This is a genomic window from Sphingobacterium tenebrionis (assembly GCF_037126265.1).
GTDB classification, from domain to species: domain Bacteria; phylum Bacteroidota; class Bacteroidia; order Sphingobacteriales; family Sphingobacteriaceae; genus Sphingobacterium; species Sphingobacterium tenebrionis.
In genome coordinates this window covers 34,249-47,998 of record NZ_JAYLLN010000021.1, presented here as the reverse complement: position 1 = coordinate 47,998, position 13,750 = coordinate 34,249, and the positions used below count along the sequence as shown (strand labels likewise).

Genomic DNA, 13,750 nt, shown 5'->3' with positions numbered 1-13,750 from the left:
GGGAAATTAAATGAATTCTATTTCTTTCATAGCAATTATTGGAATATTATATCTATTATCCATTTCATTGTGGAAAAAGAAATATGTACCATTCACCATTGAACAATCCAACAGTTTCAAAGGAATATTAAGTATATTGATTGTCCTGAGCCATCTCAATTTCCATGCTGAAATGCCTTTGTTTTTGACTATCACAAAATGGGCAGGAACCAAAGTAGCCCTATTCTTTTTTATTTCGGGATATGGATTAATGGCTTCTTACCGAAAAAAAGAACAATCTTATCTTCAAGGTTTTTTAGGCAAGAGATTATGGAAAATTATTTTACCATTATTGGTCATCACCTTCTTTTTTTTATTCACTCAATTTCTTGATAAAGGAATATTCAATCTAGAAATATTCCAAAATCTTTGGATCGGATTAACCCCCTTACCTTATTCTTGGTTTGCATATATTATTTTGATTTTTTATCTAGTATTTTTTGTGGTTTTCAGCACAAAATGGTCCCTGAAAATTAAAATAATCAGTATGTTTTCCATTTCATTGATTATTTCATATCTCCTTTATCAAAAAGGATTCGATCGTGCTTGGTGGGTGTCTAACCTTGCATTTCCTTTCGGTATGTTATTTCAAGCCCAAGAATCACGATTAATCGGATGGAGCAGAACAAAATTTGGTAATATTTTATTTGTCCCAATCTGTTTAGGATTGGCCTTTATTTTCGCGTTTTTTAAAATCGAGTTTTTATATATCTTCTCATATGTTTTTATAGTATTAGCAGTCGTCATTCTTTTAAGTTATTCTGGATTATCAAAGGGTAGCATATTTAATTTCTTGGGGAAGATTTCTTATGAAACTTACCTTATCCACGGAGTTCTATACTTTATACTCCGAGGTAACCATATTTTTATACAGAATAATTGGCTTTATTTAGGAGTTTCTATATTATCAACAATTTTTCTGGCAACCTTATTTCATAAGCTTTTTAATTACATTTATACGCTCAAAAAATGAAGATATTACAAGTAGGAAAGTTTTATCCCATTCGTGGCGGAGTGGAGAAAGTCATGTATGATCTCATGTTAGGACTATCCGAAAGGGAAATTCACTGTGACATGTTATGTGCTTCCACTGAAAATTTTCCGGAAACAGATATAGTTATAAATCAATATGCCAAGTTATTCGTTGTCTCCACGCAAATTAAAGTTGCTGCTACCATGTTGGCACCAAAGATGATTAGCAAGCTTAGAAGTATTGCTAACCAATATGATGTCATTCATATCCATCATCCAGATCCTATGGCAACTTTAAGCCTGTTTTTAGCAGGTTTTAAAGGAAAAGTAGTATTGCACTGGCATAGTGACATCCTGAAACAAAAAACCTTGCTGAAGCTATATAAACCGCTTCAGGATTGGTTGATCAAAAGAGCAGATTTGATAGTAGGTACGAGTCCAATTTATGTAAAAGAGTCTCAGTTCTTAACCAAAGTTCAAGAAAAAATTGCTCATATCCCTATTGGAGTTGAACCTTTGTTAACCGATTCTACAAAAGCAAACTTGATAATAGGAAGATTTGCAGGCAAAAAAATTTTATTTGCGCTTGGTCGTCTGGTCGAATATAAGGGATATCCCTTTTTAATAGATGCAATCCAGGGTTTGGATGATTCTTACCATTTACTCATTGGTGGAATCGGGCCATTAAGAGAACAGCTAGAGAATCAAGTAAAAGCTTTAAATCTACAAGATAAAATTACTTTTTTAGGATTTATAGCAGACGAAGATGTACCCAACTATTTTAAAGCTTGTGATATTTTTTGTTTAAGTTCGACTATTAAAACGGAAGCATTTGCTATCGTACAGATCGAAGCCATGTCTTTAGGTAAGCCTGTTATCTCCACTAGAATTCCTGGTTCTGGTGTTAGCTGGGTTAATGAACATGAGGTTTCTGGATTAACAGTTCCAATAGAAAATGTTGATGATTTTAGGAATGCTATATTAAGGTTAGGCGAAAATAAAGAATTTTACGACCGATTGAGTAAAGGCGCATCAGAACGCTTTCAACAAAATTTTACTTTAGATAAAATGATTGATAAGACTATTACCATCTATAAAAGTCTTTAAAATTGCCTCTGAAATCATAAATTAGCTACAAATAATAATTTTTAGCCGTTTACATTCGAGAAGCATATTCCTTATTTTAATTAATTATTAATTTTGCCTTTCTACTATGCATAATTCATACGAAAACAATGATCCTAGCGTCCTCCGTATTAAGAATGAGCTCTTTTTTGAACAGGTCAAGCCTTTATTAAAAGAGGGCAAACCAGTTCAGATTACAGTAGTAGGAGGAAGTATGCGACCATTTCTTAAACCAGGTGAAAGGATAATTCTTAAGCCTATTCAGGAAAGGGATTTAAAAATTGGGCACATTGTTTTAGCAGATACAAAATCTGGCTATGTCATGCATAGGATTATCCGTATTAAAAATAATTTAATATGGATGGCTGGAGATGGTAATTTAGCTCAAATAGAGCAAATATTTAAAGAGGAAGTGTTTGCATCGGTTGAAGTAGTGATTAGAAATGGAAAACAAATCAATTTACAAACTGCATCTTCTAAAATAGCTGCGATGTTTTGGTTTCTAGCTCGACCATTTAGGATTTTTGTTTATAAAATATTTAAGATTAAGTAGAAGTAGAATTATATTTAGATATACATGAGGTTACGTAAGGACTTAGAAGTAAGGCAGGTAGGGGAGGATTATGTGATTATAGAACCTGATCAGGGCATGATGGATTTCTCTAAGGTGTATACCTTGAATGAAACTGCAGCTTGGCTGTGGAATTCGCTTAAGAATACAGATTTCACTGTTGATGATGTGGTTAAATTGTTGATGGAAGAATACGAACTCTCTGATAATGATCACAAAACGGTTGAAGCTGATGCTGAAAATTTAATTGCCATTTTTAAAAAGAATAATTTGTTGGCAGAAGATTAATGTTAAATAAGGTACAACAGGCATTTCTCACTTTATTAAGATCTGGACTTTGGGATAGTCCAATTGACGATCTTTCCATCTTTCCTTTAGATAAGGAGGAATGGAAAAACCTATACAGCATCTCCATGGCACAAACTGTTGAGGGAATTGTTTATGAAGGAATGTTGAAATTACCTCCAGCTTTTTTACCACATAAAATCTTTCAACTTCGATGGACTGTGAGGGTAGAACAAATTGAAAGACAAAATAAATTGATGGCCGAAATATTGGTTCAAATTGATGATATCTTTAAAGAAGAGGACATTCCTTTTACCTTGCTGAAAGGGTTAAGTTTAGCGAGTCTTTATGAAAAACCTTTATTGAGAAGCAGTGGAGATATTGATCTATATTTTGATTCTATTAAAGATTTTAAACGGGCTAATGCTTTAATAAGATCAAAAAACATCCAAGTAAATACCGGTGCATTGAACAGTTCAATCTACCTATGGAAATCATGTGAAGTGGAGCACCATACCAAAATGATGGATATCTTAAATCCATTTAAACAGCGTTATATCAAAAAATTGATAAATGCTGAAAAGGGATTTTATAGGAAATTAAAAATTCAGGAAAAGACCATTAATGGTATATCCTGGACATTGGCACATATTCAGACCAATTCCCATATTTTAAAACATTATTTGGGTTTTGGAATTGGCTTACGGCAATTCTGTGATGTGGCAAGGTTATATAAAAAATCAATAAGCGAAATTGATAAATTAAAGCTTCAGGCACATTATAAAAAATTAGGAATATTGGATTGGATGTATATGGTTAATAACCTGCTTATTCAATATTTAGGATTATCCAAAAATTTTCTTCCATTTGAGAATCATCCTGAGCAAGATGCCAAATGGTTATTAAATGATGTGCTTATAGCTGGTAATTTTGGTTTCCATGATACACGATATGCTCAACACTCGGATAATTTAAAAGAAAATAGACAACGAAACAATGCTTTGGAACGGGTAGTACCTCATCTTTTGAATGCTAAAAAATATGCCCCTGCAGAAGCCTTTTGGTTTCCAATTTTTAAAACACGTGATAGATTAATTGGACATAAAGAATGAATTATTCCATTAAAAGACAGATCAATTGGGCGTGGAACTTTGCAAAAGGTTTCCATGCGCAGATATTTGTTTATTTTTTACTAGAATTAAGCAGTATTGTCTTTTCATTGCTCTTTGTTTATTATTCGAAAAAGTCGGTAGACATTGCATTAAATGTAATACCAGGGGATTTAAGATTACATATATTTTTAGTGGTAGGAAGCGTTTTTGCGGGTATAGTTGCTAAATTGATCGCGACTTATATAAACCAGAAAACCCAACTGAAATTTACCTTAAGGATTCAGAACCAAATTGTTGCTAAACAATTGAATGCAGTTTGGCAGGTACTAAAACAATGGTTTACTGGTGATGTGATGGTTCGAATTACAAACGATTGTAATGAAGTTGTTCAGATGATCAGTCATGCTGGAGTTAACTTTATTGTAACTACCTTAAAATTGATAGCTACTTTCATTTTCTTATGGGTAATTGATCCTATGCTAGCCATCATGATTATAGCTATTTCTCCCTTGTTTTTATTTTCCAAAATATATTTTAAGCGACTTCGCCAATTAAACTATAATGTTAAACAATCGGAGAGTGAGGTTGGAAATATTATGCAGGAAAATTTAAGGAACAGGGGTTTAATCCAGTCCCTAAGTATATTTGCAGCCCGCCATTTCATCATGGAATCTGCACAGCAAAATTCGTTAGGTTTAAAACTTAAACAATTGAATTTCAATCTATTAACCCAAACCATGATGAAAGTAGCCATTAATGTAGGTTACCTAACTGCCTTTATCTGGGGAATTTATCGATTGCACCAAAATGAAATTACTTTTGGAACTATGACTGCGTTTTTACAATTGGTTGGGCGCATTCAATCACCTATTTTATCATTGATTACGTTTTTTCCTGCTTTCATCCGATTTCGTACTTCAGCAGATCGATTAATGGAAATTGATCTTATTGAACAGGTTGAAACTTCCAATAACCATTTTGCAAAAGAAATTAATTCTATACGGTTTGAAAATGTAACCTTTGCTTACGAGCATCAGGATGTGATACATAAACTTAATGTGGATATGAAAGCTGGGGAGCCGGTTGCTATTGTAGGAGCAAGTGGTAAAGGCAAAACAACATTAATAAGACTATTATTAAACTTGATAAAGCCTGTTAAAGGAAGAATTATATTGGAACATAAAACTGGGGATGTAAAGGACTTGAACAGTTCGCATAAATTGAACTTTTCCTATGTACCTCAAGGTAATACCTTATTTTCAGGTAGCATTTATGATAATTTAAGGATTATCAATAAATCCATAACCGAAGAGCAAATGATCAATGCATTAAATCACGCTTGCGCTGATTTTGTTTTTCAGCTTCCTGAAGGACTACATACCAAAATTGGCGAACAAAGCTATGGCTTATCCGAAGGACAGGCACAACGAATCGCTATCGCTAGAGCCATTTTAAGAGATTGCGACATTTGGCTTTTTGATGAAGCAACATCTGCATTGGACGAAGAAACATCTAATCGACTGCTTGATAATTTGATGAAATATGCAAAAGAAAAGATCATGATTTTTGTTACTCATGATGAGAAAGTGGCTTTAAGATGTAAAAAAGTAATTCAAATGAACTAATCATGCATTCAAAATTGGAAACTATGCACAAAACGGTTTATTATGCAGTTGCAGGTCTTGGATTAGAACTTCAAGTTCCTCAAACCTTCAATTTGGATGTTATATTACCTTCTTTTACAGATTTTAAATCCAAATTTTCTGAAGAAATTCCAATTATTAGTAGAGTTGAGGTTTCGTTTAATGAATTATCCTATGATCTGAAAGAGGCTAAATTACTTTCTGATATTTCCAATTTCTGGCAGGATAGATTCAAATTTTATGAATATGGAGACCAGTATTTAACGATTCTAAAAAGTGAGGATGGTCAATTTGAATGGTCCATGCTAAGTAGTAAAGATTTTAAAAAGGTTCGGATTAAAGCAGCAAGTTTTAACAAATATAAAGAGAATGTTTTAACCTGGTTTTTAATGGTAATATTTGCTCAAGCCTCTTTATCTGAAAATACCATTTTAATCCATGCTTCTGTGGTTGAAAATGGGCTAAATGCATTCGCGTTTTTAGGAAAAAGTGGTACTGGAAAGAGTACACACAGTAGACTTTGGTTAGAAAACATTCCTGGATTTTCATTGTTAAATGATGATAATCCAGCAATTCGTTTGATAAATGGCGAAGTTTTAATTTTTGGTACGCCTTGGAGCGGAAAAACAGCCTGTTATCGTAACGAAAAAAGGAAATTGGCTGGTTTTGTGAGATTAAAGCAAGGACCTCAAAACACACTAACCTTTATGGAAAATACCGATAAATTGATATCCGTTTTACCGAGCTGTTCAGCCATTCGATGGAATGCCGACCTGTTTTCATCCATGACCGATATTTTAATTCAAATTGTTCAAATTATACCAATAGCAAATTTAGTTTGTTTACCTAACGCTGAAGCTGCATCTTTGTCATACACTAACTTATCCACATAAAAAATCCATCATGAAAAAAATCATTTTCGGAATTAGCGTTTTTACGCTCTTATTATTGAATTCTTGTTTGGTATCCAAAAAGGTCGTATTCGTGGAAGATATGTCTCCAAACCTTCAATATGAAATGGAAAAAATTCCACCATTGAAAATTCAAGCCAATGACCGATTAAGTATACAAGTTGGCTCAAAAAATCCGGAATTAGCCGCTCCATTTAATAATGAATCTGGACTATATACTGTGGATGAAAAGGGAGCTATTTTATCAAATGTAGTCGGCTCAGATAGAGGTTACCTAGTGGATCAGAATGGAAATATTGAATTTCCAATTTTAGGAACCCTAAATGTAGAAGGAAAATCTATTGATGAGATAAAGAACCTTATCAAAAGTAGATTAGAAGGTGATAAAATTTTAAATGATGCTACTGTTAAAGTTGAATTGACCAATTTGAAAATCATTATGATGGGTGAAGTAGGGGGTATTGGAATTCTAAATGTACCAGACGGTCAAATCAATTTATTGGAAGCGATTACACGTAGTGGTGGATTAACCAATAACGCGATGACAAATGAAGTTGCTGTCATCCGTGAGGAAAATGGAACACGGAAAATGTATTTGAATGATATCGAAAAGGTAGCTCTCTTTGAATCTCCCACTTTCCATTTAAAACAGAATGATATTGTATATGTGAAACCTAGAACAGCTGTTACTACACCTAGAGAGGATATGACCTGGAGATATATTGGTATGTTTACAGGATTAACTACCCTGGTGTTTACTATGTTAGCTGTATTCAAAAAATAAAACTATGTCTAAAATAAGTAACACATATATGCAAAAACAACAAGAAAAGTCAATCAATATATTAGATCTTTTCCGCTATTTATTAGCCAACTGGAAATGGTTCTTATTATCTGTATTGATTTTTGGAGGATATTATTATTATCAATATAGTAAGACTCCTTATTTATATAGCCAGTCTGAAACTGTTATGATTAAGACAGCTAGTAATACCATGGTTGCTACACGGATTGCACGACCTAATAACTTTTATAATGCCGTCAATGTAAACAGTGAGATTTTACAATTACGTTCAAAAGAATTAATGCGAAATACCATTGATTCACTAAATACAGATATTAGCTATTCAGTTAAATCGGGACTGCGTACATTAGAATTATATCGCACATCACCTTATTTAGTAGAATTTGAAGGCATCAACCAAAATGCAGGTTTTTCTTTCAATTTACGACGTAAAGATGCTAATGAAGTGGAATTATCAGATTTTTCTACTAATAAAGAGGCAAAATCTATTATTGTTCCTTTGAACCAATTGGTAAATACTCCCGTTGGAAAAATGATAATTCAATTTAATCCCAATTTGAATTACCGTAAGTCTTCTGATGAACAGATTACCATTACCAAATCTCCTATAGATGCCATGGTTGGTTATTTCTTGGGTAAATTACAAATTCGTCAATTGGAAGATGTAGAGCTTTTGCAGGTTACTATGGAAGATAGCAATCCATTGCGAGCTGCCGATATGATCACCAAATTAATAAAAGTCTATAATGTGATGACTATCAAAGATAAGAATATGATAGCTCATAATACGGCTGATTTTATTAGGGATAGGATAGCGATTATTGAAGAGGAATTAAGTTCTGTTGAATCCGATATAGAAGGAATGAAAATTCAAAACCAAGGCTTGGATGTAAAAGCTGCAGGCGAACAATATTGGTCTGAATCTCGTGGGTACCAATCGACGAGTAAGGATATAGAAACGCAGAAAAAATTGGTAGAGATCATGCGTCAACGATTAAATGATCCCGCGCGTGCAAGAGATCTTATTCCTAGCAATACTGGGTTAGTTGATGGTAACATTGAATCGATTATTTCTGAATATAATAGTGTCCTTTTAAAAAGGAATCGATTGCAAGCAGGGGAAAACTCGAACAACCCTATTGTCCAGGATATGGACAACGCTTTAGTGGCTATGCGCGAAAACATCGTTAGAGCTGTAGACAATGTAATCACTGGTTTTAATATTAAAATCAGAAACCTTCAACAGGAGGAAAATGCCGCTATCAGAAAAGCCCAATCCTTACCAACAAAACAGCGGATGATGCTTTCTGTGGAGCGCCAGCAAAAAGTTAAAGAAGAACTGTATATTTTCTTATTGAATAAACGAGAGGAAAATGCAATTAACCAGGCGATGACTGATGATAATATCCGTATCATTGACTCCGCCTCAGGAAGTGATTGGCCAATTTATCCAAATAAATTAAAGAAGCTTGCTATTGGTATAGGAATAGGGTTGGCAATTCCAGCGATCGTTTTATTATTGATGTTATTATTCAATACGAAGATTCGAAACAAGCGGGATATCGAATTTGAAGTTTCCATTCCATTTGCTGGAGAGATTCCATTTTCTACGGATATGCAATCCGCAAAACAGGAAGTGGTTGTTAAAGAGCAGGGAACCGATGAGGTAACTGAGGCCTTCCGGATATTCCGAACAAATTTGGGCTTTATGTCATCCGGGGATAAAGAACAGAAAGTCTTGACTTTCACCTCCTTCAATGTAGGAGCCGGTAAAACATTCTCTGTCATTAATTTAGGTGTAAGTTTTACCTTTCTAAAAAAACGTGTGGTTTTAGTTGATTTGGATTTAAGAAAAGGAACATTAAGTCATAAAACCAAAGTTCCAATGCCAGTAGGAATTACACATTATCTTGCCGATAGCAATACGCAAATCGATGATATTATTTATAAGGATAGAATTGCAGACGGACTTGATATCATTCCAATTGGAGTAATAGCGCCTAACCCAGTGGAGCTTTTATTATCAGAACGACTTGACAATTTATTTGCAGAGTTAAAGAATCGTTATGATTATATCATTGTTGATAATGTACCATTAGGAATTGTAGCTGATGCTAAGATTGTTAATAGAATTACCGATGTGACTTTATTTGTTGTACGTGCTGGTAAGATGGATAAACGTCAATTGCCAGAAGTTCAAAAAATCTATGAATCTGGAGATTTAACCAATATGGCTATCCTTTTAAATGGTGTAAAATTTAATGATACCCGTTATGGCTATGGAAGCTATGGTTATGGTTATGGTGGATATGGTTATGGATATGGTTACGGTTATGGAAACCATAAAAAGAAAAAATCAATTTTTAATATCTTTAAGAAACGATAGATTTAAATAATGAATCATTAAAAAAGCGAATCAGACATGATTCGCTTTTTTGTTTGAGATATTGATTTAGTTAAGCTACCAGAATCTCATTACAATGCTTTTTAATATTTGAAGCCATTTTTTCAATTGGCAGGTCATCTGCATCAGCTCCAAACGGTTCTTCAATTGACTCCCCAATCATTTCCAAAGCAGCCAAAACATAAAAAATAAATGGTACAGCAGCAATCACAAAATAGCCTAAAGAAAACACATAACCAATCGGTAAAGTCGCTGTATACAAGATAATAAATGTTTTTATGAATGAGCTATAGCCCAATGGGATAGGCGTGTTCTTAATTCTTTCACAAGCTCCTGTAACTTCAGTTAATGCCGTTAATTCCTTGTTTAGCGTAATCAATTGGTCCCCAGTAATTTTACCTTCTTTATATAAAATATTAGTTTTCTTGTAAATCAATGCAGCAACCTGGTTAGGTCCATGTTTTTTATCATCCAATGTATTCAACTCCGGATTTATCTTTTCGTCCAGCATAAACTTGGTATAATCAGATTTTAAATAGGATGAAAGCGTCTCAGCAAATAAAGCGATTGATTTCCTATAAAAACTTCTATTCACTTTATCATCAGGAGACAAAAAAGCATTCATCTTTATGGCCAAAATCCTACTGGTATTGGTAAGAGATCCCCATTGCTTTCTGGCCTCCCACCATCTATCATAAGCTGTATTCGTTCTAAACACCAAGAGTAGCGACAAGACAAAACCCAATAAACTATGAACAATGCTGACGTTCTTCAACATATTTCGATCTTCTGCATCCACATAAGATAATTCCCAATAAGCCAATGCTGCTGAGATAACTGCGGATGCAATCAAATAGGGAAGGAGTCTTTTGAAAATTCGAAAAGTATGAAGATAAATAGTGGTACTTAGCCAGTCTTTGGGATTGTATATGATCATTTATATTTTTCTTTGAGGTTATTCAGAAATAGCCTAATTTCACGCAATATGACAAAAACCCGCAAAACAGTCAAGAAAAAAATAACCCCAGATAAACAAGATCAGCGTAAATTACTGATTTGGAGTATTGTTCTGCCTGCAGTTTTTGTCTTAGTGATTTTTGGTATCCAACACCGGGCTGGAATTGCCTATTTATGGGTAAAATGGTTCGAAAAGGAAAAGATCAGCCAAGAAGATAATGGAAAATATGATGTCAGGAATATAGAATTAATGCGGAGGCATGATGATAAAATCTACGGCATTGATGTATCGCAATATCAGGGAACTATTTTCTGGGATCAAGTCCTGACAATTAACGATGAGTTTCCGATTGATTTTATCTTCGTTCGTGCGACGATGGGCGAAAAAGCAAAAGACTCCAAATTTAAATCCAATTGGAAGTCCATTAAAGATAAGAACAAACTCCGAGGAGCTTACCATTATTTTAGACCGAATGAAAACTCCATTAAACAGGCCAATAATTTTATTCGAACTGTAAAGTTGGAACCCGGTGATCTTCCACCAGTTTTAGATATAGAAGAAATGCCTAGAAATCAATCCATGGATAGTTTAAAGGTAGGACTGAAACGTTGGTTGTTGCAGGTAGAAAAACATTTCCAGGTAAAACCTGTTCTTTATTCGGGAGATAAATATTTTGCAGATTTTTTAGAAAAGGAATTTGCTGACTATACCCTTTGGATTGCCAATTATAATTTTTGGGTTGAAAAACCTAAAAAACATTGGAATATATGGCAGTTCTCCGAAAAAGGAACTGTTAATGGAATAAAAGGACCAGTTGATCTTAATATGTTCAATGGAGATATTGAAGAATTGGAGGAGTTATGTCTTCCTTTAAATTAAATAAATTATTCTCTTTAAATAAATAATAATGGCATCGTTCAACGAAATAATACAACGTAACGCATTGGTTTTAGTTGATTTCTCAGCAGCATGGTGTGGCCCTTGTCAGATATTGGCACCCATCCTTCAAGAAGTTAAGGCAGAATTGGGAGATAAATTAAGCATAATCAAAATTGATGTGGACAAAAACCAAGCTGTAGCTGCAAAATTCCAGGTACAAGGGGTACCTACTTTAATCCTATATAAAAATGGAACCCAAGTTTGGAGGCAAAGTGGACTACAGCAAAAAAGTGAACTGATTAAATTAATCAATTCTTTCAGCACAAATTAATCATCTTATAGCCTGAATAACCAATTCTGAGTTAATCCAATATCTGTATAGCTATATAAGGACAAGACAGACAAGACATATTTTGTCTTCATGTTGCAAGTGAGATGTAAGTAAGGTGTAAGTGAGGTGTAAGTGCTAAAACACACTTATAGGATACTTAAACCTCACTTAAAATACAGATCCATAATGAACCAAATAAGTCAAGGCTAAGAAAATAATTGGTATTATTTCCTTAGCCTTGAAGAATTATTTTTAGCGTATGAAATTGTAATAATTAATATAGAATTATTAGTCTATGTTATAAGTTTCATCCTGAGGAGGATTCAATGCCTTTAAAATCAATTTATCGATCCGGTGACCATCCATATCCAGCACCTCAAATTCCAGGTTTTTATAAACCACTTTCTCGCCTTCTTCTGGAATGTGATCCAACAATAAAAACACTAGGCCAGCTACTGTAGTTAAATTACCTATCTCATCCTCATCGTCTTCAGAAAGGTCAAGGTTGAATAATTCAATAAAATCACTTAATTGATAAGAACCATCAATGACAAACGAGCCATCTTCCCGTTTTCTGATCGTTTTCTTTTCTTCATTTTCAGGAGAATCAAAACCACCAACTAAGGAAGCTACAATATCCGTCATGGTGATGATACCTTGCGGACTACCGTATTCATCCACAACTGCGGCCTGTAAAACTTTAGAAGTTTTCAGTGTTTGCAAGACATTATATGCATACGTATTCTCGTTTACAAATGGGATAGGGTGCAATATCTTCGTAAGATCAGGCTCTCTTCCACTCAAATATTCCTTAAACAAAGTTTTTACATGAACCAATCCGATCACATGGTCAAAATTCCCGTTACAAACAGGATATTCGGTATGTTCATCAGCCAAAATAAAGGCTTTATTCTCTTCAAAAGACCTTTGTATATCCAAATAAGTTATTTTACTTCGGTGAACCATAAGATTTATGGCTTTTTTGTCACCTAAGCTAAGTACGCGGTCCACCATGTCATGTTCGATACCTTCAATTACACCACTATCAACGCCTTCATCTACCAAAGCTTTGATTTCTTCTTCAGTAACCGTATTGCTTCCGGATTTGATATTGAATAATTTGACAATAAAATCAGTAGATACACTTAGTAACCATACAAAAGGTTTAACTATGGTACTTAGAATAGACATAGGTACCGCAATAAAGGAAGCATATTTCTCCGGAATTGCCATTCCTATGCGCTTAGGTACCAATTCTCCAATGACAAGGGATAAATAGGTGATGATCAGAACCACTAGAATAACCGATATTTGGTTGGAATATGCGGATAATGCTGGAATCTGATTCAATTGATCAGCAATAAAGGTTGAAATAGTACCACCCGAGAAAAAACCCGTTAATATTCCGATAAGGGTAATTCCAATCTGTACGGTAGAAAGAAAGTTGTTGGGATTCTCTTTAAGTTGCAATGCTGCACGAGCACCATTATTTTTTTCACTTTGAGCAGCGAGTCGGGCTCTTCGACTGGAGACGATAGCAATCTCTGAAGCTGATAAAATTCCGTTTAATACAATTAAGACAAGTATAATAATAATTTCCGTGACCATATAGGGGGTTGAACGATATATAAGCCCAAATTACGAAAAATATAGGTAAAAAATCATGCAACCGTTTGATTGAAAAAAATATTTTATTAATTGGGTCCTTATGATGA

General features: G+C 34.1%; 13 protein-coding genes. 11 read left to right on the top strand and 2 right to left on the bottom strand.

Going from position 1 to position 13,750, the window contains the following annotated elements; genetic code table 11:
- The first annotated feature begins 10 nt into the window (after positions 1-10).
- The 9 genes from VJ786_RS09810 (at position 11) to VJ786_RS09770 (ending at position 9,849) form a co-directional block, all read left to right on the top strand.
- The gene (locus VJ786_RS09810; RefSeq protein ID WP_134776380.1) at positions 11-1,012 is read left to right on the top strand and encodes an acyltransferase family protein; all 1,002 of its coding nucleotides are present in this window, start codon (positions 11-13) and stop codon (positions 1,010-1,012) included.
- Positions 1,009-2,118, top strand: a complete 1,110-nt coding sequence (locus tag VJ786_RS09805) for a glycosyltransferase (RefSeq protein ID WP_134776381.1) — start codon at positions 1,009-1,011, stop codon at positions 2,116-2,118. The genes VJ786_RS09810 and VJ786_RS09805 overlap by 4 nt, the downstream gene beginning before the upstream one ends.
- Positions 2,119-2,224: 106 nt before the next feature.
- Positions 2,225-2,689 carry a S24/S26 family peptidase gene (locus tag VJ786_RS09800; RefSeq protein WP_134776382.1) on the top strand — a complete coding sequence of 155 codons (465 nt, stop codon included), beginning with the start codon at positions 2,225-2,227 and terminating at the stop codon, positions 2,687-2,689.
- A 24-nt stretch (positions 2,690-2,713) separates the two neighbouring features.
- Positions 2,714-2,995 carry a PqqD family protein gene (locus VJ786_RS09795; RefSeq protein WP_099365560.1) on the top strand — a complete coding sequence of 94 codons (282 nt, stop codon included), beginning with the start codon at positions 2,714-2,716 and terminating at the stop codon, positions 2,993-2,995.
- Positions 2,995-4,104 (top strand): nucleotidyltransferase domain-containing protein, encoded by a 1,110-nt coding sequence (locus VJ786_RS09790; RefSeq protein ID WP_336557656.1) that lies wholly within the window; start codon positions 2,995-2,997, stop codon positions 4,102-4,104. The genes VJ786_RS09795 and VJ786_RS09790 overlap by 1 nt, the downstream gene beginning before the upstream one ends.
- Complete coding sequence (locus tag VJ786_RS09785) at positions 4,101-5,729, top strand: ABC transporter ATP-binding protein (RefSeq protein ID WP_336557655.1); 1,629 nt, start codon at positions 4,101-4,103, stop codon at positions 5,727-5,729. Before VJ786_RS09790 ends, VJ786_RS09785 begins: the two co-directional genes overlap by 4 nt.
- A 23-nt stretch (positions 5,730-5,752) precedes the next feature.
- Positions 5,753-6,640: a hypothetical protein gene (locus VJ786_RS09780; RefSeq protein ID WP_134776385.1), complete on the top strand. Its 888-nt coding sequence runs from the start codon at positions 5,753-5,755 to the stop codon at positions 6,638-6,640.
- A 10-nt stretch (positions 6,641-6,650) separates the two neighbouring features.
- Positions 6,651-7,442, top strand: a complete 792-nt coding sequence (locus VJ786_RS09775; protein WP_134776386.1) for a polysaccharide biosynthesis/export family protein — start codon at positions 6,651-6,653, stop codon at positions 7,440-7,442.
- Between the two features lie 4 nt (positions 7,443-7,446).
- A complete protein-coding gene (locus VJ786_RS09770) occupies positions 7,447-9,849 on the top strand; it encodes a GumC family protein (protein ID WP_336557654.1) in 2,403 nt (800 codons plus the stop codon).
- 70 nt (positions 9,850-9,919) lie between these two features.
- On the opposite strand, the gene VJ786_RS09765 is transcribed toward VJ786_RS09770, so the two are convergent.
- Entirely contained in the window at positions 9,920-10,804 is an 885-nt protein-coding gene (locus VJ786_RS09765) for a bestrophin family protein (protein WP_134776388.1), read from the bottom strand.
- A 48-nt stretch (positions 10,805-10,852) separates the two neighbouring features.
- Between VJ786_RS09765 and VJ786_RS09760 the strand changes: the two genes are divergently transcribed.
- Together VJ786_RS09760 and trxA are read left to right on the top strand one after the other, a co-directional pair.
- On the top strand, positions 10,853-11,704 hold the full coding sequence (locus VJ786_RS09760) for a GH25 family lysozyme (protein ID WP_134776389.1): 852 nt from the start codon (positions 10,853-10,855) through the stop codon (positions 11,702-11,704).
- Between the two features lie 28 nt (positions 11,705-11,732).
- Positions 11,733-12,035, top strand: coding sequence for a thioredoxin (gene trxA / locus VJ786_RS09755; RefSeq protein WP_134776390.1), 303 nt, complete (start codon positions 11,733-11,735; stop codon positions 12,033-12,035).
- Between the two features lie 288 nt (positions 12,036-12,323).
- Here the strand turns inward: trxA and VJ786_RS09750 are convergent, their stop codons facing one another.
- The gene (locus tag VJ786_RS09750; RefSeq protein WP_134776391.1) at positions 12,324-13,643 is read right to left on the bottom strand and encodes a hemolysin family protein; all 1,320 of its coding nucleotides are present in this window, start codon (positions 13,641-13,643) and stop codon (positions 12,324-12,326) included.
- Positions 13,644-13,750: the final 107 nt, after the last annotated feature.

What these genes read in the sequence shown, in the direction of transcription:
- VJ786_RS09810 (WP_134776380.1), top strand. Translation starts at nt 11, where the DNA reads ATGAATTCTATTTCTTTCATAGCAATTATTGGAATATTATATCTATTA.
- VJ786_RS09805 (WP_134776381.1), top strand. Translation starts at nt 1,009, where the DNA reads ATGAAGATATTACAAGTAGGAAAGTTTTATCCCATTCGTGGCGGAGTG.
- VJ786_RS09800 (WP_134776382.1), top strand. Translation starts at nt 2,225, where the DNA reads ATGCATAATTCATACGAAAACAATGATCCTAGCGTCCTCCGTATTAAG.
- VJ786_RS09795 (WP_099365560.1), top strand. Translation starts at nt 2,714, where the DNA reads ATGAGGTTACGTAAGGACTTAGAAGTAAGGCAGGTAGGGGAGGATTAT.
- VJ786_RS09790 (WP_336557656.1), top strand. Translation starts at nt 2,995, where the DNA reads ATGTTAAATAAGGTACAACAGGCATTTCTCACTTTATTAAGATCTGGA.
- VJ786_RS09785 (WP_336557655.1), top strand. Translation starts at nt 4,101, where the DNA reads ATGAATTATTCCATTAAAAGACAGATCAATTGGGCGTGGAACTTTGCA.
- VJ786_RS09780 (WP_134776385.1), top strand. Translation starts at nt 5,753, where the DNA reads ATGCACAAAACGGTTTATTATGCAGTTGCAGGTCTTGGATTAGAACTT.
- VJ786_RS09775 (WP_134776386.1), top strand. Translation starts at nt 6,651, where the DNA reads ATGAAAAAAATCATTTTCGGAATTAGCGTTTTTACGCTCTTATTATTG.
- VJ786_RS09770 (WP_336557654.1), top strand. Translation starts at nt 7,447, where the DNA reads ATGTCTAAAATAAGTAACACATATATGCAAAAACAACAAGAAAAGTCA.
- VJ786_RS09765 (WP_134776388.1), bottom strand. Translation starts at nt 10,804, where the DNA reads ATGATCATATACAATCCCAAAGACTGGCTAAGTACCACTATTTATCTT.
- VJ786_RS09760 (WP_134776389.1), top strand. Translation starts at nt 10,853, where the DNA reads ATGACAAAAACCCGCAAAACAGTCAAGAAAAAAATAACCCCAGATAAA.
- trxA (WP_134776390.1), top strand. Translation starts at nt 11,733, where the DNA reads ATGGCATCGTTCAACGAAATAATACAACGTAACGCATTGGTTTTAGTT.
- VJ786_RS09750 (WP_134776391.1), bottom strand. Translation starts at nt 13,643, where the DNA reads ATGGTCACGGAAATTATTATTATACTTGTCTTAATTGTATTAAACGGA.